The organism is Bacillus sp. FSL K6-2819 (genome assembly GCF_038008305.1).
Taxonomy (GTDB): Bacteria; Bacillota; Bacilli; order Bacillales; family Bacillaceae; genus Bacillus; species Bacillus amyloliquefaciens.
The window spans coordinates 688820-710061 of record NZ_JBBOYV010000001.1; the positions used below are offsets into that span (position 1 = coordinate 688820).

Here is a 21242-nt window from a genome sequence, read left to right on the forward strand (position 1 = left end):
CGCTGCTTTTTTTATATGGTAAGGCTGAAATGAGTTTCAATGGAAGCCCGCAGTGTTTCAATCTGTTCATTTCCGCTGCCGGCCAAATTGGACAGCATTCCTTTAATAATCGGTTTTCGCGGCTCTTCCTTCTGGCATTCCTCTTCAATGACTTCAAGCGATACGAGAACGTCCTCAGGCAGCCCCTGCTGCGCTTTTGCCATTTGAATATCCGCGAGCAGTTTTTCTCTGTCCGCCGCGGGCTGAGTAAAGATATCCTCAGATAAAAGCGGGTCGGGATTGTCTTTTATCAGTCCCGTAATCAGATCATCAATCCTGGCAATCAGAAAGGCCGCCACATTTTCCGTCTGAAATGCCGTATGTTCATTAAAAATCAAGAAATGGATATAAGAGCTTACAATTCCTTGCGCCATAACGGATGCATCCGCCAGAAACGGTGTGACGGCATCTCCGTAAACGGAGAGCAGAGCATCCCGGTACAGCATGTTAAATTGAATATTGACCTCATGAAAATACTGTTTTACCTTTTGATTTTCGGGAATGACCTTTTCGCTCAGCAAGAGAATGATAAAATCCTTGTGCTCCATAAATTCCCGGAATTGATAAGCAATTTGTTTTTGGAATACGTCCTTAGGCGGTTTATGCTGATGTTCTGTTTTGATTTTCTTTATTTCTTCCATAGACATGCCGATGTAATACTCACATGCTGACAGCAAAAGGTCTTCTTTTGATTTGAAATGAAGGTAGAAAGCACCTTTTGAGATCCCGCACTCACCGGCGATTTCCTGAATTGTAGTTGAAGAAAACCCCTTTTTGGCAAATAAATGGATGCCTGTTTTAATGATTTTCTCTTTTTTTTCGTTCATGACGTGCTTCCCCTTAATCCTTGAAAAATTTAGAAAAATTTACTGCCTTATTGGTTGACGATGTTGAGTTATACCGTTTAGTATTATATAGAATGACCAGTCAGTCAATAAAAAATAACGGAGGACATGATGAACCACATTATTAACTTTGTACTGAAGAACAAATTCGCAGTTTGGCTGATGACGATTATCGTTACTGTAGCAGGGCTGTATGCCGGTCTGAATATGAAGCAGGAATCCATACCGGACGTCAACATGCCTTACCTCTCAGTAAATACGACTTATCCCGGAGCTGCTCCGAGTCAAGTTGCGGATGACGTGACGAAACCGATCGAGCAGGCGGTGCAGAATTTAGAAGGAGTGAACGTCGTATCGTCCACATCCTCTGAAAACGTCTCATCGGTTATGATTGAATATGATTACAACAAGGATATGGACAAGGCGAAAACCGAAGTCGCTGAAGCGCTGGATAATGTCAGCCTTCCCGACGACGCGAAAAAGCCCGACATTTCCCGTTACAGCATCAACTCTTTCCCGATTTTGACGCTCAGTGTGACAAGTGATAAAAGCTCGCTTGAAGATCTGACCAAAAACGTGGAAAACACTCTCGTTCCTAAGCTTGAAGGCATCCAGGGCGTTGCGTCCGTGCAAGTTTCCGGACAGCAGGAAGAGCAGGTGGAATTCTCTTTCAAAGATAAAAAAATGAAAGAGTACGGACTTGATGAAGATACCGTCAAGAAAGTAATCCAAGGCTCTGACGTCAATACGCCGCTTGGATTATACACATTCGGCAACAAGGAAAAATCAGTTGTCGTTAACGGAAATATTACGTCAATTAAAGATCTGAAAGATATGAGAATTCCGGTCACATCTTCTTCCGCAGCTCAAGGTCAAGCAGGCGGCGCGGGTGCGGCATCTGCGGCGGACGCTCAGGCTGCGCAGCAGGCACAGCAAAGCGCATCAGCAGGGGTTCCGACGGTTAAGCTTTCTGACATTGCCGACATTAAAGATGTGAAAAAAGCAGAATCCATTTCCCGCACGAACGGAAAGGACAGCATCGGAATTAATATCGTAAAAGCCAATGACGCCAACACGGTAGAAGTGGCCGATGCGATTAAAGATGAACTGAATCAATACAAAAAAGACCATAAAGGGTTCAAGTACAGCTCGACTCTTGATATGGCCAAGCCGATTACAGAGTCAGTGGATACGATGTTAAGCAAAGCGATTTTCGGCGCGATCTTTGCGGTCGTGATCATTCTCTTATTCTTAAGAGATATTAAATCAACGATGATTTCTATCGTTTCCATCCCGCTGTCACTGCTGATTGCGCTTCTCGTGCTGAATCAGCTTGATGTCACTTTAAACATTATGACGCTCGGTGCGATGACGGTCGCCATCGGACGGGTAGTCGATGACTCCATTGTCGTTATCGAAAACATTTACCGCCGCATGAGGCTGAAAGATGAGCCTTTACGCGGAAAACAGTTGGTGCGTGAAGCGACGAAAGAAATGTTTAAACCGATCATGTCATCAACGATCGTAACCATTGCCGTATTCCTGCCGCTTGCCATGGTCGGCGGACAGATCGGCGAACTGTTTATGCCGTTTGCATTAACAATTGTTTTCGCGCTTGCCGCATCATTGTTGATTTCCATCACACTGGTGCCAATGCTTGCGCACAGTTTATTCAAAAAATCGCTCACAGGCGCGCCTGTTAAAGCGAAAGAGCATAAGCCGGGCAGATTGGCCGATTTCTATAAAAAAGTGCTGAATTGGTCATTAAGCCATAAATGGATTACATCCATCATCGCGGTTCTGATGCTTGTCGGCAGTTTGTTCCTCGTACCGCTGATCGGCGCGAGCTATCTGCCGGCACAAGCGGACAAAACGATGCAGCTCACATATACACCTGAACCGGGTGAAACGAAAAGCGAAGCTGAAAAAGCTGCGCAAAAAGCGGAAGACATGCTGCTTAAACGCAAACATGTCGATACCGTCCAGTATTCATTAGGCTCGCAAAGCCCGCTCGGCGGAAGCTCGAACGGCGCATTGTTCTACGTGAAATACGAAGAAGACACACCTGATTTTGACAAAGAAAAAGACAATGTCTTAAAAGAAATCAAAAAAACATCCAGCCGCGGCGAATGGAAAACGCAAAATTTCAGTTCGTCAGGCAACAACAATGAATTAACGTACTATGTGTACGGAGATTCAGAGTCTGATATTAAAGGCACGGTCAAAGAAATCGAAAGCATCATGAAAAAGCAAAAGGATCTGAAGGACGTAAACTCAGGCCTTTCCAGCACATATGATGAGTACACGTTCGTCGCTGACCAGGAGAAGCTCAGCAAGCTCGGCTTAACGGCTTCGCAAATCTCCCAGGCCCTGATGTCTCAAACGTCACAGTCTCCTTTGACAACGGTGAAAAAAGACGGCAAAGAGCTTGACGTGAATATCAAGACTGAAAAAGACCAGTATAAGAGTGTGAAAGAATTAGAGGATAAAACCATCACATCGCCTGCAGGCCAAGAAGTAAAAATCGGCGATGTGGCGAAAGTGAAAAACGGCACGACATCTGACACCATTTCCAGACGCGACGGCAAAGTGTACGCTGACGTAACGGCAACCGTCACTTCTGACAACATCACGAAGGTGTCATCAGCCGTTCAAAAGAAAGTTGACAAACTGGATAAGCCGGACAATGTATCGATCGATACCGGCGGTGTATCAGCGGATATTGCTGATTCCTTTACGAAACTCGGCTTAGCGATGCTTGCCGCAGTCGCCATCGTATACCTCGTTCTTGTGATCACGTTCGGCGGAGCATTAGCGCCGTTTGCGATTCTGTTCTCGCTTCCGTTTACGGTCATCGGCGCATTAGTCGGACTGTATGTATCCGGAGAGACAGTCAGCCTGAATGCCATGATCGGTATGCTGATGCTGATCGGAATCGTCGTCACAAACGCGATTGTCTTAATTGACCGCGTCATCCATAAAGAAGCGGAAGGCTTATCGACGAGAGAAGCGCTCCTTGAAGCCGGCTCTACGAGATTGCGTCCGATTCTGATGACGGCGATCGCGACAATCGGCGCCCTGCTTCCATTGGCATTGGGCTTCGAAGGCGGAAGTCAGGTCATATCTAAAGGACTCGGTGTCACCGTTATCGGCGGTTTAATCAGTTCAACTCTGCTTACCCTTCTGATTGTACCGATCGTATATGAAGTATTGGTGAAATTCCGTAAGAAAAAACCTGGAACGGAAGAAGAGTAAGACAGCGGGCCTTGGCTCCTTAAATGGAGCCAGGGCCTTTTTTCTTCTGCCAATTCCTGTACATATTGTTGCGATTTTCTCAAGTCATAGTATAATTAAAGGTTGTTAGTGTTAATAATGGATCGGATACTCTTAAGTAGGATGATGAGATAATGAAACGTGCACGCATAATATACAATCCGACTTCAGGACGTGAGCTTTTTAAGAAAAATCTTGCCCAGGTCCTGCAAAAATTTGAACAAGCCGGTTATGAAACCTCCACCCATGCCACCACATGTGCGGGAGATGCCACTCATGCCGCAAAAGAAGCCGCTTTGCGGGAGTTTGACCTAATTGTCGCAGCCGGCGGAGACGGAACGATTAATGAAGTCGTCAACGGCCTTGCGCCGTTAGACAAACGACCGACGCTGGGCGTCATTCCGGTCGGCACGACAAATGACTTCGCCAGAGCGCTGGGCATTCCGAGAGAAAATATACTGAATGCCGCTGATACCGTCATTAACGGCGTGGCCCGCCCGATCGACATCGGCCAGGTGAACGGACAGTACTTTATCAATATCGCCGGCGGAGGCCGTCTGACGGAGCTGACGTATGATGTGCCAAGCAAACTGAAAACGATGCTCGGCCAGCTTGCTTATTATTTAAAAGGAATGGAAATGCTGCCTTCACTTCGTCCGACAGAAGTCGAGATTGAATATGACGGCAAGCTGTTTCAAGGCGAAATCATGCTGTTTTTAGTGACGCTGACCAACTCGGTCGGCGGATTCGAGAAGCTGGCCCCTGATTCCAGCCTGAATGACGGCATGTTTGATTTAATTATTTTGAAAAAAGCCAATCTCGCGGAGTTTATCAGAGTCGCGAGCATGGCGCTCAGAGGCGATCATATTAACGATCAGCACATTATTTACACAAAAGCGAACCGTGTGAAAGTCAATGTATCAGAAAAGATGCAGCTGAACCTGGACGGCGAATACGGCGGCATGCTGCCAGGCGAATTCGTGAATCTGTACAGACATATTCACGTCGTCATGCCGAAGGAGAAAGCTGAACAGCTGGATGATTAATACGCGGACAAAATCCTAAAACAGTATTCGTTTTAGGATTTTGTCATCTTTTCAGCGTGATCGGAAACCTTTGAAGGCCTGACAGATTTGAAGGTTTGCCAGCACGCTGAAACAAGGCTATTGGTAAAACTAGAGGTGATTATAGATGAAAATGAAACCCCCGGTAGAAAAAAATGAATACTATGACGTGACATTTGAGGATTTGACGCACGAAGGAGCGGGGGTCGCAAAGATTCAGGGCTTCCCGATCTTCGTGCCGAACGCCCTGCCCGAGGAAAAAGCGCAAATCAAAGTGACACGCGTCAAAAAAGGCTTCGCTTTCGGCCGCTTGATTGAGCTGAAGGAAGAAAGCCCGCACAGAACGGATGCCCCGTGCCCGATCTACAAGCAATGCGGAGGCTGCCAGCTTCAGCACATGACCTACGAGGGCCAGCTCTTGTTTAAACAGAAACAAGTCAAAGACGTTTTAGAACGGATCGGCAAGCTGGATCTGTCCAGTGTTATCGTGCACCCGACACTCGGCATGGAAGACCCGTGGAACTACAGAAACAAAGCGCAGGTGCCGGTAGGAGAAAGAGAAGGCGGACTCGTCGCCGGATTTTATCAGCAAAGAAGCCATGACATCATCGACATGAGCGCCTGCCTGATTCAGCAATCTAAAAACGACGAAGCCGTCCAAGCGGTCAAAGACATTTGCGCAAATTATGGCGTCAAAGCCTACAATGAAGAACGCCACAAAGGCTGGCTCCGCCATATCATGGTGAGATACGGCGTCGTCACAGGCGAAATGATGATCGTCTTCATCACAAGAACAAGCGATTTTCCGCACAAAGCGAAGATCATCGAAGACATCACGGCGCAATTTCCGCACGTCAAATCAATCGTGCAAAACATCAACCCAAACAAAACAAACGTGATCTTCGGAAACGAAACAAGCGTCATCTGGGGCGAAGAATACATCTACGACCTCATCGGAGACGTCAAATTCGCCATCTCCGCCAGATCGTTCTATCAGGTCAACCCGGAACAGACAAAAGTGCTCTACGACAAAGCGCTTGAGTACGCAGAGCTTCAAGGCAAAGAAACCGTCATCGACGCCTACTGCGGCATCGGAACCATTTCTCTTTTCTTGGCGAAGCAGGCGAAAAAAGTATACGGCGTCGAAATCGTGCCGGAAGCCATCGAGGATGCGAAACGCAACGCTGAGCTGAACGGTATCACAAACGCGGAATTCGCAGTCGGAGAAGCAGAAACCGTGATTCCAAAGTGGTACGAAGAAGGCATCACGGCCGACACCCTTGTCGTCGACCCGCCAAGAAAAGGCTGCGACGAAGCCCTCCTGCGGACGATCATCGAGATGAAACCGAAGCGGGTGGTGTACGTGTCATGTAATCCTGGCACGCTTGCAAGAGACCTGCGGGTGCTTGAGGATGGCGGATATCAGACCCTCGAAGTGCAGCCGGTGGATATGTTCCCGCATACGAATCATGTGGAGTGTGTGGCAAAGCTCGAATTGAAATAAAGCAGTGTTCTCTTTTTGAGAACGCTGCTTTTTTTATATTAGTATGTGAAGGATCCTTTTTAATTATTAATTACAAAGAGCATATTAAAACAGATTAATTTGAAGAAAAATGGTATTCTCAATATAACTCAATTTAGTTATTTTGAGTGGCGAATTATAGAGATAACGTAAAAAGTTAATGAAAAGGTGAAACAATGATAGTCTATGAAGCTACAAAAGAAGAGTTTTTAAGTGATGTGTTTGACGATAAGTTGGTAACAAATATTTGTAAAAACTACAATGATAAAATTGGCAAAATCAATGAGAGAGAGGTTAGATCTTGGGATAACTCTATGCAGTATATGTATAGGGTATTAAGTGATAGAGAAATTCCTAAGGACGCAGGAATTGCTATTGAGTTCAAAATACCCAATACTTCAAAGCGTATTGATTTTCTTATATCTGGATCAGATAAGAATGATCGTTCATCTGTTGTGATTGTGGAACTTAAACAATGGGAGAAGGTAGAGAAAATTGATAGTAAAGAGGCCATCGTTAAAACGTTTATAAATAAAGGAATTCGCGAAACAACCCATCCATCTTATCAAGCCTGGTCATACGCATCGTTAATAAAGGATTACAATGAAAATGCGCAAAAAGAAGATATCAACCTATATCCTTGTACATACTTACATAACTATTTGAATCAGGGTACAGACGATCCATTAACTGATTCAATATATGAATATTATATAAAAGAAGCTCCGGTTTTTATCAAAGGTGATTCAGGTAAGCTTCGTGATTTCATTAAAAAGTATATTAAGTATGGAGACAGCAAAGAAATCCTATATACAATAGATAAAGGAAGAATACGGCCTTCAAAGTCTCTTCAAGATTCGTTAAACAGTATGCTTCAAGGTAATCGAGAGTTTATGATGATTGATAATCAAAAAGTTGTGTATGAGACGGCCTTACATTTTGCGAATGAGGCATTACGTACAAACACTAAACAAGTTTTAGTTGTAGAAGGCGGGCCAGGTACAGGAAAATCTGTTCTTGCTGTAAATTTATTAGTAGAAGCAACAAACCGAAGTCTCGTTGCACAATATGTAACAAAAAATGCAGCTCCCAGAAATGTATATGCTACTAAGTTAAAACAAAACTTTCGGAAAGGGCACATTGATAATTTATTTAAAGGATCGGGCAGTTATGTCAATGCTCCATCAGGTGAATTTGACGTTTTAATTGTTGATGAGGCGCATCGATTAAATGAGAAATCCGGTTTATTTAATAACCTTGGGGAAAATCAAATTAAGGAAATAATAAATGCTTCCAAACTTTCTGTTTTTTTCATAGATGAACATCAAAGAGTAACGTTAAAAGATATTGGCAGTACTGATACAATCCTTAAATTCTCAAAAGAATTAGATGCTCAGGTTACAAATATGAAACTGGATTCACAGTTTCGTTGCAATGGTTCAGATGGTTATATAAGCTGGTTAGATGATGTTCTTCAAATTCGGGAAACTGCGAATTCTAATTATATTGGAATGAACTACGATTTTCGTATATATAGAAATCCAAATGAATTGCGTAAACAGATAGAAGATCTGAATAAAGTTAATAATAAAGCTCGAATAGTTGCTGGTTACTGTTGGGATTGGGTGAAGGAAGGAAAAGCTAAAACAGAATTTCATGATATAGAGATTCCTGAATATCAATTCGGAATGAGTTGGAATTTAAATAACTCAGACACGTGGGCAATTGACGAAGATTCTATTAATGAAATAGGTTGTATACACACATGCCAAGGTTTGGAATTTGATTATGTAGGTGTAATTATAGGAAATGATCTAGTGTGCAGGGATGGAGTAGTATTGACTGATCATTCAAAGCGGGCGAAAACAGATACCTCCTTACGTGGTTTGAAGAAAATGCTAAAGCAAAATTCAGAAGAAGCTGAGAAGCTTGCAGACGAAATTATTCGCAACACATACAGAACTTTGATGACCCGGGGACAAAAAGGCTGTTTTATTTATTGTATAGACAAACAATTAGAAAATTACTTTTTTAAAAGGCTGAAACATATGCAAATGAATTACAAAGAGAATGAGTTCTTTAAGTCTTCATTAGTTGCTGAAGAAAAAGCCACATATAAGCACCAATGAAACCTTTTTTAATTATTTATTAAAACGGAATTGGGAAAAACATCACGCTATGATCTTATACCTTTAAAAAGAGCAGGGAGGCAAGATTTTGCGATAACTGTTAAAGGCTTTTTAACGAATGCGACTAAAATTTCTACCGTTTTTGCAGAAAAAGAAAAATCTATTTGTGCAGGAGATCCTTACAAAGCTTCTCAACAAAGTGGCGATGGTTAATGACTTGGGGAATTAAAGCATAATATTAACGTAAAACGATAAAAAGGCTTCTTTTAAGAAGCCTTTTTATGTGCGTATACCTTCATAATCAAGATAATTATTTATAAAAAGATAATAAAGTTGGATAAAAATGAGAAAAATCCTAGCGGCAAAGTCGATATAAAGTTAGTGGTCAACGGCATAAAATCTTACTTTTCGAGGTGAACAGAATGGGAGAAGAACAAGACATTATTACAGTAACGGATCTGCGCAAAAAATACGGATCATTTGAAGCAGTTAAAGGGATATCCTTTTCTGTCAAACGCGGTGAGCTGTTTGCATTTCTGGGAACGAACGGTGCGGGGAAATCAACCACTATTGACATTCTCTGTACACTGATCAAAAAGACATCCGGAAAAGTGGTAATTGACGGTTTTACGCTTGGTGAGGGGAAAGAGAACAATCATATCCGCAAAAAGATTGGGGTTGTCTTTCAAGAGAGTATTTTGGATGAACGATTGACCGTATTTGAAAATATCATGAATCGCGGACAATATTATCATTTAAGCAAAGCACAAGTTCAGGAAAACTATCAGTTTGTATCAGACTATTTAAAATTGGATGATATTAAGGAGAAAAAATACAGCGATTTGTCAGGCGGACAAAGAAGAAGAGCGGATATTGCCCGCGCCATCATCCATAAACCGACCATATTATTTTTAGATGAGCCTACGACAGGTCTTGACCCGCAAACGAGGGTATTTGTCTGGAATGCGATTAAAAGGCTGCAGGAAGAAACAAACATGACGATCTTTTTAACGACCCATTACATGGAAGAGGCCGCTGTGGCTGATAACGTTGTGGTCATCAAAGAAGGACGGCTGATTGCAGAGGGCACACCGAGTCAGCTGAAAGATCAATATGCGTTTGACAGTCTGCATATTTTGTTTAAGCAAGACGTTGATCCGACGGCATGGTTTGAAAGTAAACAACTGGCCTTTACGGTTAAAAACTCTATTTATTCTCTTCGTGTAGAGTCCACTCTCCATGCGTTTGACATTTTGAAAAGTCTTGAAGGAAAAGTCGAATCTTTCGAGGTGATCAAAGGGAATATGGATGATGTGTTTATCCATATTATCGAAGAACAAGGAAGCACTTTGCCAGTAAAGGGGAGCATTGCGTAAATGAAGTCTTTATCCAGTTTAATCAGCAGAAACATAAAAATCTACTTCCGTGATCGAACGCTTTTGCTTCTTTCTCTGCTGTCAGTATTTATCGTCATTCTGTTATATGCCGTGTTCTTGCAGCAGACACAGCTGGACGCCATTAAGGCGCTGGTTGGTTCGACAGATGATTCCAAAGCCATGGTGAACGAATGGATGGTGGCGGGATTGCTGTCCATTACAGCTGTAACAACGACTTTAGGCGCTTTCGGAATTATGGTGAAAGATAAAGAAAGCAAGAGAACGTATGACTTTTTAACAGCTCCTTTATCCAGAGCGACCATTCAATTGAGCTACGTCATTCATTCATTTGTTATCGGCTTGATCTTTTCCTTCATCGCCTTTTTAGGCTGTGAAATTTTTCTCGTTTCAACAGGCAGCAAGCTTTTAAGCGGAGCTGATATACTTGAAGTATTGGGTATCATCATTCTTTCAGTTGCTTTGTCAAGCTCCATTAATTTATTTTTAACGCTGTTTATTCACACACAAAATGCATTTTCAACGTTAAGTACGATCGTCGGAACAGCCATCGGTTTTTTATGCGGAGTATATGTACCGATCGGCGGCGTACCGGTGTTTGTACAGAAGATTATTATGTATTTCCCTATCAGCCACACCGCTGTTCTGTTCAGAAAAGCGTTTATGACGGACTCGGTTGATAAAGTATTTAAACATGCTTCTGCGGACCAAATACAGGAATATGAAAAGCATTACGGGATCGTCTACAAGTTAAACGGCCATTTTATCAGTACGGCTGCAAGCTTATGGATCATTGTTATTACAGCTATCATATTTACCGTCATATCTATTTTCATATTTAAAAAACAAAATAAATGACCTCTTCAGACTATACATAAGGATTTAACAGGCAGCATCCGTTTATGGGGTGCTGCCTGTTTTGAAAGAAAACTTGAATACGTTATGTAAGTCAAATAACAGCCCCTCATTGACATGAAAATGTTCTGGAATGTTTTGAAAATAGATATAATCCTCACTTTGGGGGGTATTAAAATAAAAGAAAACCTCAGATGAATCGTCGAGAATTTCCGCATAAAGAAAGACCTTTTACCATCCAGAAGGAATGATTTTTTCGTTAATGCCTTCAGCTATCTGTTGATATAATTCACCCATTTTTGCAGTTTCATGATGCCTCCAGTCTTTATTATTGATTTAGATAAGTAATTAAAAATCCTCTTCTTCCTCGTCTACAGGCAAAATTCCAAGGGTTTTTATTCCCTTAATGCAATTCTTTGATCCCCATCTAACTCAAATGCCAAAATATCGTCATCATTATAATCAAGTTAGAATTGACCATTGCTCTCCAATGTTAATGTAAGTTAGTCCAGACCTGATCAATATTATTTTTGTGCTCAACTCTTAATTCCTCAAAAATTTCACGGATTTCCCTTAATAAAGTTTTGAAGACATTTTTACTTACGCTGTAATGGCTAAGTATATCTTGTGAATAAATAATTTGATTATTTTCTGGTGTTCTGAAGTAAAAAAGAACCATGGTAGAGTCATTTAATACTTCTGCATAAAGGTAAATTTTTGTCCATTCACAAGGTATGATGTCATTTAATTTCTGACTAATAAGCTGGTACAAATCTTGCGTTTTTTTAGTCTCCAATCTTTCACCTCCAGCCATCGAGAAATCCTAGTTATCAAAAATAGCCCAGCAGAGAAGGGCTGAGCCATTTTTTTGATTTATAGACCGAAGTAGTTTATTACAAATTCTTTATCGTTCTCATCTTTAGGCAATATCCCTAAATTTTGATATTTCCAAACATCTCGTCTTTGAAGGTCATCAAGTTCAGAGGATAAAACATCATCATAATTATAATCAATTGAAAACTTTCCGGTGTTTTCTAATTTTAAAGTGAGATTAGTCCAAATATCTTGGTTGCCTAGTTTAAATTCTTCTTTTAGTTCTTCAAATAGCTCTTGAAGTTCAATTAGCAGTTGATCGTAAATCTCTTCACTCACATCAAAGTGTTCAGGTATATAATGAGAAAATAAATAATCACTGTTATTTGGTGTTGTAAAATAAAAGTATATATCCGCTGAGTCCTCAAGTATTTCAGCATATAAAATGATCTTTTCCCATTGAGATGGAATCATTTCATTTAGATGTTCAGCAATCTTTTGATATAGTTCACCAATTTTTTCATTGTTCATTTAGATATTGTTCAAGGAACTTTCTGCTGCTCTCGCTTATTGGCGTAATTCCCAAGTGCTTATATTCCCAAATTACTTGTCGCTCAGTATCAGTATATTTTGAAGCGAGTACATCTTCATAATCATAATCGATTGAGAATTCACCGTTTCTATCTAAATTTAGTGTGAGGTTAGTCCAAATATCTGAAGATTGCTTTTTAAATTCATCCCTTAATTCATCAAATAAATCTTGAAGGTCTAGTAGCATATTTTTGTAAATTCGATTACTTACTTGAAAATGTTCTGGAATATCGTGTGAATAAATATATTCTTCGTCTTCTTGTGTGTTAAAGAAAAAATAAACTTCTCTGGAGTCGTCCAAAATTTCGGCATATAAAGTAACCCTCATCCATTCGGAGGGAATCATATCATTTATTTTTTCAGCAATCTTTTGATATAGTTGTTCCATTTTTGAAGTTTCCATTTTCATCAGCCTCCAATTTGGTTTCTAATTGTGATGCTCTTTGTTCTTTCTTCTCCAATTTTATATGTTATATCAAATAAAGTGGGTCTTAACGAATCACCCTCATACACATTTTCAATTGTGATCGTAACCTTTTTTGGAGGCTCTTCTTTAAGCGCTTGCGACCATGCCTGTTCTAACTTATACCATTTCCCGCCGCTCCTATTAATCTGAGAATTCATCGGCACGATGTTGTCAAATTGGCCTGAGCCTTTGAATTGAGTGGCGATTAGGTGGCCTCCGTCGTCATCTGTCAGACGGTCTGGTTTACCTGCTTTTGACTGTGCATATTGGTTGCGTTTTGCTTCTCCCAGCTGCAAGTCTGCTTTGACACTTGTAATTCTACCATAGTTGTCAGTGGTGTACGTGTAGCCTTCTTTTGTTTTGTAGATGACATTCGGTTTCAATACTTTCTTTCTGGTCCATTTCGCAAAATGCTCGCCGTATTTGACCGTTACCGGCGGTACATGCGGTGCCGGTGTCCGTCTGCCGCTTGCGGAGGTTCCGTACGGTTTCGGGAGGATGACCTTGGCGAATTTTTGCAGTCCCTCTTTAAGTGTGACCCCGTTGACTGCGTTGTAAGGGACGCCTGCCGGTACTAAGTCGTGACGCGGATGATACGGGAGAATATCAGCTAGAGTGAGATCTCCGATTTGATTCAACTTGGTTTTGACGCGCTTTTTTGATACTTCAATGCCTGTGTTGACCTTTTGCTTGATGTGATCAACGGTTTGTTTTGAGACCGTTATGGCTTTTTGAGCTGTTGCTGATTTGCTTGCTGCTGCTTTGACTTTGGTCGTCACTTTGGCTGCTGTGCCTGTTTTTGAGACGGCGCCGACGCCTTTTGTGCCGACAACTGATGTCACAACTGTGCCCACCGCATATGACACCCACCTTGCTCTTGAGTAGGTGTCACCGTTGACCATGTCTTTTTGGTACGATTCTTCAATTGCGGCTGAAATGGCTTCATACGTTTTGATCGGGTGAGCCACCGCTCCTGTAATGGCTTTAACGGTTCCGCCCGGATCTGTGACCATATCCCACAGGCCTGTGACCGCGTCTTTTCCGGAATCATAAAGGCCGACGGCAACGCCTTTGAAACCGTCTGTGAGTTCACGCGTGTTTTCAATTTGAGTGAAGTAGCGCTGCTGTCCTTTTGTCAGGTTTTTATAGCCGATCGTTTTGGCCATTTCATAGAATTCATCGGCATTCGCATAATCATAGTTTTTCAGTCTTTCTTTCAGTTTTTCAATCTCCCCGCTCTTTCGCTTCTTCCTTCTTAATCGTCAAATAAGCATCCGAATGTCTTGCAATCTCGCCTTTTTTCTTATGGATGTCGCTTTCTCGGTATGCTTTGGCGTTGTAATGAAGCGGCGTGGCGCTTTTTCCTTTGCCCGTGGCATTTTGAAGCTGCTGAAAGTCGGCTTTGATGAACTGTTCGTTCGCTTCGGTTTCTGCGTATTCTTTCGTTAGATCGTGATCGAGCTTGCCGAGCTTATGTATGGTTTCGCTTCTTTTTTTGTCAGCTGAGGAAAGCTTCTGATCTGTGCTCTCGGTTGAAAACAATTCGAGCGAAATGATGTCTTCGATCTCTCCGAGGATGGAGCGCATGTCTTTTTTCTGCTCTTCCATAATCGCCTTTGATTTTCTGAGGGCGTGGGTAAGCTCGTGCTCCAGAAATGATTCCTCCACATGCGAATTGGAAAGTTCGGCATTTTCGACTTTGCCGGGAAGGCTTGTGAGAAATGCGATTTTCATATCGATCAGATCAAGCCAGCTGTCTGTGACGCCGGCGTGGTCCTTGAAAAAAGCTTTAATGTTATTTGCGCCCCGGCCAGAGAAATCGCCGTCACCGAGATCAGCCATGCCTTGGAAGGCTTTTTTTAGATTGACCATTTGGCCGCGGAGTTCTTTGTATTCACTCGCACGCTGCTTGGCGGCGGCCAGTAGGCTGTTTGCTTCGAAAACTTTCATGACCATATCCTTTCTTTTGTTCGATATCAAAATTTTACCACGTGAGTCGGGATATACAGTGTAGGAAATAGGTAATAAGAATAAAATGAATCTTTTGGCTTGCGACTTCCTTCCTGTATGAAGGGAGGCTTTTTATGTTTTGTACAGTAACCCTCAGATTCGGCTTAGTGCGCCGCGGCTATTTTAAGCGTCCCTGCTTTTTCTAAAGTCTTACACTCGAAACAACCCAACCGCTGAGGTATAATAGAAACAGAGTATTTATCATACAGATTCAATTCGTGAAAGAGAGTGGAACAAAATGGGCCGTAAGTGGAACAATATTAAAGAAAAGAAAGCATCAAAGGACGCAAATACGAGCCGGATTTACGCGAAGTTCGGCCGTGAGATTTATGTGGCGGCAAAACAGGGCGAGCCTGATCCGGAATCGAACCAGGCTTTAAAAGTGGTGCTTGAGCGCGCGAAGACGTACAGTGTGCCGAAAAATATTATTGAGCGTGCGATTGAAAAGGCGAAAGGCGGCGCGGAGGAGAACTTTGACGAGCTGCGTTACGAAGGTTTCGGGCCGAACGGTTCAATGATCATTGTTGATGCGTTAACGAACAATGTAAACCGCACGGCGCCTGAAGTGCGCGCCGCATTCGGAAAAAACGGCGGAAATATGGGTGTGAGCGGGTCTGTCGCTTACATGTTTGATGCGACCGCCGTTATCGGTGTTGAAGGCAAGACGGCGGATGAAGCGCTGGAATTGCTGATGGAAGCTGATGTGGACGTTCGCGATATTTTAGAAGAGGATGACAGTGTTATCGTGTATGCCGAGCCTGATCAATTCCATGCCGTGCAGGAGGCATTCAAAAATGCCGGCGTTGAAGAGTTCACAGTTGCGGAGCTGACGATGCTTGCGCAAAATGAAATCGAGCTTCCGGAAGATGCGAAAGCTCAATTTGAAAAGCTGATTGATGTGCTGGAAGACCTGGAAGACGTACAGCAGGTTTATCACAATGTAGATTTAGGCGAATAAAGACGAAAAGGCCGGGACCGTGCATGTTCCGGCTTTTTATTTTGCCTGTGCGGCCGCCCTGTATCGGATTCCTCCGTAAAGCGTTTTTTGATTATTTCGTTAAAAATGGGCGGATGCCCATACGTTTCGTTCCTGATGTCATAAGCTGGACTGTAACCTATGTGAAGGAGCGATAAATCATGAATGAAAGAAGACCGATTTACGGCGGAGGCTACGGCGGAGGCTATGGAGGCTTCGGAGGCGGCTACCCGGGGTACGGTTTTGGCGGCTACGGAGGCTTCGGAGGTTATCCGGGGTACGGTTTCGGCGGAGGCTACGGCTACCCGGGGTACGGTTTTGGCGGTTACGGGGGTTACGGCGGTTTTGGCGGCTACGGAGGCTTCGGGGGATATCCGGGGTACGGTTTTGGCGGCTATGGCGGAGGCTACGGCGGCTACCCGTTCCATCATCATCATCGGGACAGCCAATATATCTGACCATAAGAGAAGGGCACTCTTGAGCAGCAGGAGTGCCCTACTCATGTTCTTGCAGCTGTGTTACGATTGAGCAAAATCACGAGTACATAGGGCTTTTCTGTAAATTATAAGCAAGCTCACAAACTTTTTCTTTATGAATTTTAACTGCCGTTTACAGCATCCCTAAAGGCTCTCTTTATGCGGGAGATTTTACATGTGAGAAGTGAAAACGAAATGATGAAATTGATTCTTGATATTGCGATGAAGGACGAGCGAATCCGGCTTGTGACCTTGGAAGGATCAAGAACCAATAAAAATGTACCGAGAGACAGATTTCAAGACTATGATATTTCTTATTTTGTGACCGATATGGACTCCTTCACATCTGACGAAAGCTGGCTGGATCAGTTTGGCGAAAGAATGATGATGCAAAAACCTGAAGATATGGAACTTTTCCCTCCAGAACTCGGAGACTGGTTCTCCTACTTAATGCTTTTTAAAGATCATCATAAAATCGATTTAACTTTGATCCCTGTAAATCAAACAGAGCATTATTTTACACAGAGTGATGGTTTGGCGGAAATATTATTAGACAAGGATGACCGGATCAAGCGCAAGATTATTGCAAGTGATGAACAATATCATATAAAGAAACCGACTCCCAGAGAGTTTGATGATTGCTGCAATGAATTTTGGATGGTTTCAACCTATGTGATTAAAGGATTAATGCGTAAAGAAATACTGTTTGCGCTGGATCATATGAATGACATTCTAAGGCCTAATGTTTTGCGTATGATTGCGTGGAAGATCGGGATAGAGAATCAGTTTTCATTAAGTGTAGGGAAGAATTATAAGTATATTCAAAAATACATGAATGCGGAAGATTGGGAAATCCTGCTGAATACTTTTGTCGGCAATACTTATGAAAGCGTGTGGAAGGCATTGTTTGACTGTCAGGGTCTCTTTAGAGCATATTCAAAGTCAGTCGCTGTTTTATTGAGATATGAATATCCTGAATATGATCAGCAAATTACGGAATATACGTTGACACATTATCAGCGTTTTCAATCAGAGTTTTCATTGTGATTTTTTCACTTCAAATTCCGGAGCGTTACCTTGAGTCCGTTTTTAACGGGCTTTTTTTATTTCTTGCGGAGCATAAAAGCTGATACGGATTCATACCTATTAAGGTCATGTGTTTAGGAAAGGAGGATCGTAATGAAAGAAAATCAGCCGTTTACACCGGTCAAATCTTATAAGCCCTTCCACAGCCGGTTTGATCCCTGCCCGCCGATCGGGAGAAAATACTTCAGAACGCCGCCGCATCTTTATATGCGGTTTCAGCCGTATCACTTGGAGCAGTTTTCTCCGATGGAGGCATTGAAAAAAGGGACCCTTTGGAAGGATCTTTACGATTTCTATGATAATCCTTATCGGGGGGGAATCGAATATGGCGAAAAAGATTGATGATGAATACTATCGGCTGCTGGAGCAAATCCAGGCGGCGGACTTTGTGCTGGTGGAGCTGACGCTTTATCTGGATACGCATCCACACGACCGCCTCGCGCTTCAGCAGTTTCATGAATATTCCCGGTACTCAAGGCAGCTGAGAAAGCGGTTTGAGCCTGAGTACGGACCGCTTCTGCAATTCGGCGTGAGTCAGGTCGGCGCGCAGTGGGATTGGAGCCGCGGTCCTTGGCCATGGCAAGTATAAGGAGGGATCTGTAAATGTGGGTATATGAAAAAAAGCTGCAATATCCGGTTAAAGTGAGCACATGCAACCCGATGCTGGCTAAGTTTTTGATTGAACAATACGGCGGGGCTGACGGCGAATTAGCCGCAGCGCTCCGGTATTTAAACCAGCGCTACACGATTCCTGATAAAGTGATCGGCCTATTGACGGATATCGGCACGGAGGAGTTTGCGCATTTAGAAATGATTGCGACGATGATTTATAAGCTGACAAAAGATGCGACCCCGCAGCAGCTGCGTGATGCAGGGCTCAGCGATCATTACGTCAACCATGACAGCGCGCTGTTTTATCACAATGCGGCCGGAGTTCCGTTCACAGCGTCTTACATACAGGCGAAGGGTGATCCGATCGCTGATTTATATGAAGATATTGCGGCTGAAGAAAAGGCGAGAGCGACGTATCAATGGATTATTGATATTTCCGATGACCCTGATCTGAATGATTCACTCCGTTTTCTGCGTGAGCGTGAAATCGTTCACTCCATGCGCTTCAGGGAAGCGGTTGAGATTTTAAAAGAAGAACGTGATAAGAAGAAGATTTTTTAAACGGCCCTCAAACATGACGGCTGTTTTTTTCCGTCCTGCGCTTGGTCTATAATAAAGGTGTCGAATATTCTGATTACAGGAGGCTTTTATGACACCATTTACGATCACGGAGGAGACGGCGGGGGCATTCCGGGTCATCCCCGCCCGGAAGGATGATGCAAAAGAGGTCATGGATCTGCTCGTGTCAGCGGCAGAATGGCTTCGGGATAAAGGGTCAAGCCAGTGGAGCGGCCTTTTACAGGGGGAAGATACCCACAATATGCGGAAGGCGATCGCCCAAGGACATGTTTTTTTATTCAGGCAGAAAGCAGAGCTGGCCGGCGTCGTCATGCTGCTTCCCGAAGCAAGCGAGTGGGACAGACGTCTTTGGGGCGATGAGGGCCACGGAGAGTCCGTGTATCTGCACCGGCTGGCGATTGACAGGCGGTTTGCAGGCGCCGGGCTCGGACGGACGATTATGACATGGGCGGAGACGGGTGTGTCTTGTCCGGGAAAAACGAAAATCCGGCTCGATTGCGTGTCCGAAAATAAGGCGCTTCAGTCTTTTTACAGCGGGATGGGATATGAATCAAAGGGATTGGCGTCAGGTTATCATTTATTTGAAAAAGAGATGAGCAAATAAAAAGCTCCTCACGACGGAGGTGCAAAAGACATGTGGTATTTTTATCTGATCTGTCTGGCCGCGTTCTGTCTTAATTTTGGGATATCTGCTTTACTCCGTAAGAAATGGCCGAAAAAGATGTGGCCCGAATGTCTTTTGGCGGTGCTCGGCCTTGCTGCATTTGGTACGGTTGTTTACAGTATGGTCGGTGTCGGCGGCTGGGAAGGGATGGGCCTGGGGCTTGCCGCGATGTTTGCCGGTTTCGGAGCGGCCGCCGGTTATGCCGCTGAGGCGTGCGTTAGGGTCGTGAGATCGAATCAAAAACATTAAACAGAAATAGAGAAACGCGGCCTCGGCTGCGTTTTTTTGTGTTTGTCAGCCGCTGTATAGAAAACAGGCGAATGTCCATAATGGTAATGACTTTTAAGAAGAAGGTGCAGATATGGGACATTTATTTACAGTGGCTTGGGAATTAGTATGCGGTTTGGGTATTTTATTTGTGATTCTAAAATTGCTGGGAAAAACTCAATTCTCGCAGATTACGCCGTTTGATTTTATTTCCGCGCTCATCCTCGGAGAATTGGTCGGAAATGCGGTGTATGATAAAGGCGTCAGGATCGTCGAAATCATTTTTGCTTCTCTGTTATGGGGTATTTTAATTTATTTCATCGAACTGATTACGCAGAAAGTCAAAAGCTCCAGAAAGCTGTTGGAAGGCGAGCCGAATATTGTTATCCATAAAGGAAAACTGAAATATGATGTGCTGAAAAAGAATAAACTGGATATTAATCAGCTGCAAAGCCTTCTCAGACAGGCGAATTGCTTTTCCATACAGGAAGCTGAATACGCGATTTTAGAAACAAACGGGATGGTCAGTGTCCTGCCGAAATTTCCGTATGACACGACGAAAAACGGCGACATGCAAATCAAGCCGAAGCAGGTCTCTTTACCGGTCACACTGATCATTGACGGTGAAGTGCTGTATGAAAATCTGAAAGAAGCCGGGGTGAAAGAAGAACAGCTGATTCAGGACCTGAAAAAGCAGAACATCAAAAGAACGGAGGATGTATTTTATGCGGAATGGAAGCATGATAAACCGCTGTTCGTCCTTCCATATGAGGAGAAAAAATAAAAAGAGCTTTGCCCTGGGGCAAATGCTCTTTATTATTTTCCGTACACGCCTGTTTTAACGGCTTTGACATGATACATACCGACATCCGTCCCAAGCATATAATCGGGTTTCGGCTTGCCTTGGTTTGCTTTGTGGGCCGCGATGTGGTCTTCGCTTTTTTCCCATTGCTTCCAATGGTCTTCTGACTCCCAGCGGATTAACACGACGACTTCTTCATCGCCGCGGCGGACTTTTTTCTCCAGAACCGTTACGTCTATCAAACCTTCCTGCTTTTCAATCACGCCTTCTGAGCTGAATCGTTCGATCACTTTGTCGGCATGTCCTTCTTTTACGGTCATTTTTCTGATTTGCACGAACATCTGGCATCTCTCCAATCATTTTCACGTTTTATTTTAAATGAAAATGATTCTCAAAGTCAATTGAGACACCTGATTACGATTTGAGGAGAAAAACATGCCCATCCTCATCTTTAAATTGCACGAAGGTGCCCCATTCCATTTGTTTCGGTTCATCTAAAAAGGTGATGCCGTTCTTTTTCATCTGTTCGTATGCGGCAAACACATCTTCGCACTCAAATACGATAGAAGCCTTCATATGCTCGGCTCCTTTCATCATCGCTTTCGGATAGATAACCAAATGAGTGCCGGCTCCTTTAGGCGCTACCTCAAGCCAAAAGGCGTTCGGGCCCATCGGATGCTCAGCGACGGTTTCAAACCCCGCTTTTTCCGTCCAAAATGTTTTCGCTTTTTGCTGATCATTAGTGTATACGGCGACTGTCGCGATTTTTTTAATCATTT

21 protein-coding genes and 3 pseudogenes are annotated in these 21242 nt (G+C 43.3%); 16 read left to right on the top strand and 8 right to left on the bottom strand.

Annotated features, from left to right (window positions below; genetic code table 11):
• Positions 1-11 precede the first annotated feature (11 nt).
• A complete protein-coding gene (locus MHH91_RS03660; RefSeq protein WP_013351301.1) occupies positions 12-866 on the bottom strand; it encodes a TetR/AcrR family transcriptional regulator in 855 nt (284 codons plus the stop codon).
• Positions 867-995: 129 nt separating this feature from the next.
• Between MHH91_RS03660 and MHH91_RS03665 the strand changes: the two genes are divergently transcribed.
• From MHH91_RS03665 to MHH91_RS03695, 7 genes are all read left to right on the top strand, one after another.
• Complete coding sequence (locus MHH91_RS03665; protein ID WP_013351302.1) at positions 996-4139, top strand: efflux RND transporter permease subunit; 3144 nt, start codon at positions 996-998, stop codon at positions 4137-4139.
• A gap of 152 nt (positions 4140-4291) precedes the next feature.
• The gene (locus tag MHH91_RS03670; protein ID WP_013351303.1) at positions 4292-5203 is read left to right on the top strand and encodes a diacylglycerol kinase; all 912 of its coding nucleotides are present in this window, start codon (positions 4292-4294) and stop codon (positions 5201-5203) included.
• A 145-nt stretch (positions 5204-5348) separates the two neighbouring features.
• Positions 5349-6725, top strand: a complete 1377-nt coding sequence (gene rlmD, locus MHH91_RS03675; RefSeq protein ID WP_013351304.1) for a 23S rRNA (uracil(1939)-C(5))-methyltransferase RlmD — start codon at positions 5349-5351, stop codon at positions 6723-6725.
• Positions 6726-6919: 194 nt separating this feature from the next.
• Positions 6920-8872 carry a DUF2075 domain-containing protein gene (locus tag MHH91_RS03680; RefSeq protein ID WP_014471545.1) on the top strand — a complete coding sequence of 651 codons (1953 nt, stop codon included), beginning with the start codon at positions 6920-6922 and terminating at the stop codon, positions 8870-8872.
• Positions 8873-8902: 30 nt separating this feature from the next.
• A complete protein-coding gene (locus MHH91_RS03685; protein ID WP_127721167.1) occupies positions 8903-9085 on the top strand; it encodes a hypothetical protein in 183 nt (60 codons plus the stop codon).
• Positions 9086-9294: 209 nt separating this feature from the next.
• Positions 9295-10248 carry an ABC transporter ATP-binding protein gene (locus MHH91_RS03690; RefSeq protein WP_013351306.1) on the top strand — a complete coding sequence of 318 codons (954 nt, stop codon included), beginning with the start codon at positions 9295-9297 and terminating at the stop codon, positions 10246-10248.
• Positions 10249-11124, top strand: coding sequence for an ABC transporter permease (locus MHH91_RS03695; protein WP_013351307.1), 876 nt, complete (start codon positions 10249-10251; stop codon positions 11122-11124). It abuts the gene before it with no gap.
• Between the two features lie 72 nt (positions 11125-11196).
• Here the strand turns inward: MHH91_RS03695 and MHH91_RS03700 are convergent.
• The 5 genes and pseudogenes from MHH91_RS03700 to MHH91_RS03720 all read right to left on the bottom strand — a co-directional run.
• Positions 11197-11418: pseudogene (locus MHH91_RS03700) on the bottom strand (immunity protein YezG family protein); the annotation flags it as partial.
• Positions 11419-11469: 51 nt separating this feature from the next.
• Positions 11470-11935: pseudogene (locus MHH91_RS03705) on the bottom strand (TIGR01741 family protein).
• A 59-nt stretch (positions 11936-11994) separates the two neighbouring features.
• Positions 11995-12465, bottom strand: a complete 471-nt coding sequence (locus tag MHH91_RS03710) for an immunity protein YezG family protein (protein ID WP_014471547.1) — start codon at positions 12463-12465, stop codon at positions 11995-11997.
• A complete protein-coding gene (locus MHH91_RS03715) occupies positions 12455-12928 on the bottom strand; it encodes an antitoxin YezG family protein (RefSeq protein WP_014472477.1) in 474 nt (157 codons plus the stop codon). The genes MHH91_RS03710 and MHH91_RS03715 overlap by 11 nt, the downstream gene beginning before the upstream one ends.
• Before the next feature lie 5 nt (positions 12929-12933).
• Positions 12934-14941, bottom strand: a pseudogene (locus tag MHH91_RS03720) (T7SS effector LXG polymorphic toxin).
• A 298-nt stretch (positions 14942-15239) separates the two neighbouring features.
• On the opposite strand from MHH91_RS03720, the gene MHH91_RS03725 reads away from it, so the two are divergent.
• The 9 genes from MHH91_RS03725 to MHH91_RS03765 all read left to right on the top strand — a co-directional run bounded on the left by MHH91_RS03725 (position 15240) and on the right by MHH91_RS03765 (position 20445).
• A complete protein-coding gene (locus MHH91_RS03725) occupies positions 15240-15959 on the top strand; it encodes a YebC/PmpR family DNA-binding transcriptional regulator (RefSeq protein ID WP_014469866.1) in 720 nt (239 codons plus the stop codon).
• Between the two features lie 179 nt (positions 15960-16138).
• Positions 16139-16435 carry a hypothetical protein gene (locus tag MHH91_RS03730; RefSeq protein ID WP_013351310.1) on the top strand — a complete coding sequence of 99 codons (297 nt, stop codon included), beginning with the start codon at positions 16139-16141 and terminating at the stop codon, positions 16433-16435.
• Positions 16436-16630: 195 nt separating this feature from the next.
• Positions 16631-17500, top strand: coding sequence for an aminoglycoside 6-adenylyltransferase (ant(6), locus tag MHH91_RS03735; protein ID WP_013351311.1), 870 nt, complete (start codon positions 16631-16633; stop codon positions 17498-17500).
• 132 nt (positions 17501-17632) lie between these two features.
• A complete protein-coding gene (cotJA, locus tag MHH91_RS03740; protein ID WP_013351312.1) occupies positions 17633-17881 on the top strand; it encodes a spore coat-associated protein CotJA in 249 nt (82 codons plus the stop codon).
• On the top strand, positions 17865-18128 hold the full coding sequence (cotJB, locus tag MHH91_RS03745; protein WP_013351313.1) for a spore coat protein CotJB: 264 nt from the start codon (positions 17865-17867) through the stop codon (positions 18126-18128). Before cotJA ends, cotJB begins: the two co-directional genes overlap by 17 nt.
• 14 nt (positions 18129-18142) lie before the next feature.
• Entirely contained in the window at positions 18143-18712 is a 570-nt protein-coding gene (cotJC, locus tag MHH91_RS03750) for a spore coat protein CotJC (RefSeq protein ID WP_013351314.1), read from the top strand.
• Between the two features lie 88 nt (positions 18713-18800).
• Positions 18801-19334 carry a GNAT family N-acetyltransferase gene (locus tag MHH91_RS03755; RefSeq protein WP_013351315.1) on the top strand — a complete coding sequence of 178 codons (534 nt, stop codon included), beginning with the start codon at positions 18801-18803 and terminating at the stop codon, positions 19332-19334.
• Between the two features lie 30 nt (positions 19335-19364).
• Positions 19365-19643, top strand: coding sequence for a YesK-like family protein (locus MHH91_RS03760; protein WP_013351316.1), 279 nt, complete (start codon positions 19365-19367; stop codon positions 19641-19643).
• Positions 19644-19755: 112 nt separating this feature from the next.
• Positions 19756-20445, top strand: coding sequence for a DUF421 domain-containing protein (locus tag MHH91_RS03765; protein WP_013351317.1), 690 nt, complete (start codon positions 19756-19758; stop codon positions 20443-20445).
• A gap of 32 nt (positions 20446-20477) precedes the next feature.
• Here MHH91_RS03765 and hmoA read toward each other — a convergent pair whose 3' ends face one another.
• A complete protein-coding gene (hmoA, locus tag MHH91_RS03770) occupies positions 20478-20804 on the bottom strand; it encodes a heme-degrading oxygenase HmoA (protein ID WP_013351318.1) in 327 nt (108 codons plus the stop codon).
• A 73-nt stretch (positions 20805-20877) separates the two neighbouring features.
• Positions 20878-21240 (bottom strand): VOC family protein, encoded by a 363-nt coding sequence (locus MHH91_RS03775; protein ID WP_013351319.1) that lies wholly within the window; start codon positions 21238-21240, stop codon positions 20878-20880.
• Positions 21241-21242 lie beyond the last annotated feature (2 nt).

Bases quoted from the DNA above. Each gene is read 5' to 3' on its own strand.
- MHH91_RS03725 (WP_014469866.1), top strand. From the start codon at position 15,240: ATGGGCCGTAAGTGGAACAATATTAAAGAAAAGAAAGCATCAAAGGAC.
- MHH91_RS03775 (WP_013351319.1), bottom strand. From the start codon at position 21,240: ATGATTAAAAAAATCGCGACAGTCGCCGTATACACTAATGATCAGCAA.
- rlmD (WP_013351304.1), top strand. From the start codon at position 5,349: ATGAAAATGAAACCCCCGGTAGAAAAAAATGAATACTATGACGTGACA.
- MHH91_RS03755 (WP_013351315.1), top strand. From the start codon at position 18,801: ATGACACCATTTACGATCACGGAGGAGACGGCGGGGGCATTCCGGGTC.
- MHH91_RS03760 (WP_013351316.1), top strand. From the start codon at position 19,365: ATGTGGTATTTTTATCTGATCTGTCTGGCCGCGTTCTGTCTTAATTTT.
- cotJC (WP_013351314.1), top strand. From the start codon at position 18,143: ATGTGGGTATATGAAAAAAAGCTGCAATATCCGGTTAAAGTGAGCACA.
- MHH91_RS03680 (WP_014471545.1), top strand. From the start codon at position 6,920: ATGATAGTCTATGAAGCTACAAAAGAAGAGTTTTTAAGTGATGTGTTT.
- MHH91_RS03710 (WP_014471547.1), bottom strand. From the start codon at position 12,465: ATGAACAATGAAAAAATTGGTGAACTATATCAAAAGATTGCTGAACAT.
- cotJA (WP_013351312.1), top strand. From the start codon at position 17,633: ATGAAAGAAAATCAGCCGTTTACACCGGTCAAATCTTATAAGCCCTTC.
- MHH91_RS03765 (WP_013351317.1), top strand. From the start codon at position 19,756: ATGGGACATTTATTTACAGTGGCTTGGGAATTAGTATGCGGTTTGGGT.
- MHH91_RS03730 (WP_013351310.1), top strand. From the start codon at position 16,139: ATGAATGAAAGAAGACCGATTTACGGCGGAGGCTACGGCGGAGGCTAT.
- MHH91_RS03715 (WP_014472477.1), bottom strand. From the start codon at position 12,928: ATGGAAACTTCAAAAATGGAACAACTATATCAAAAGATTGCTGAAAAA.
- MHH91_RS03670 (WP_013351303.1), top strand. From the start codon at position 4,292: ATGAAACGTGCACGCATAATATACAATCCGACTTCAGGACGTGAGCTT.
- MHH91_RS03695 (WP_013351307.1), top strand. From the start codon at position 10,249: ATGAAGTCTTTATCCAGTTTAATCAGCAGAAACATAAAAATCTACTTC.
- MHH91_RS03660 (WP_013351301.1), bottom strand. From the start codon at position 866: ATGAACGAAAAAAAAGAGAAAATCATTAAAACAGGCATCCATTTATTT.
- hmoA (WP_013351318.1), bottom strand. From the start codon at position 20,804: ATGTTCGTGCAAATCAGAAAAATGACCGTAAAAGAAGGACATGCCGAC.
- cotJB (WP_013351313.1), top strand. From the start codon at position 17,865: ATGGCGAAAAAGATTGATGATGAATACTATCGGCTGCTGGAGCAAATC.
- MHH91_RS03690 (WP_013351306.1), top strand. From the start codon at position 9,295: ATGGGAGAAGAACAAGACATTATTACAGTAACGGATCTGCGCAAAAAA.
- MHH91_RS03665 (WP_013351302.1), top strand. From the start codon at position 996: ATGAACCACATTATTAACTTTGTACTGAAGAACAAATTCGCAGTTTGG.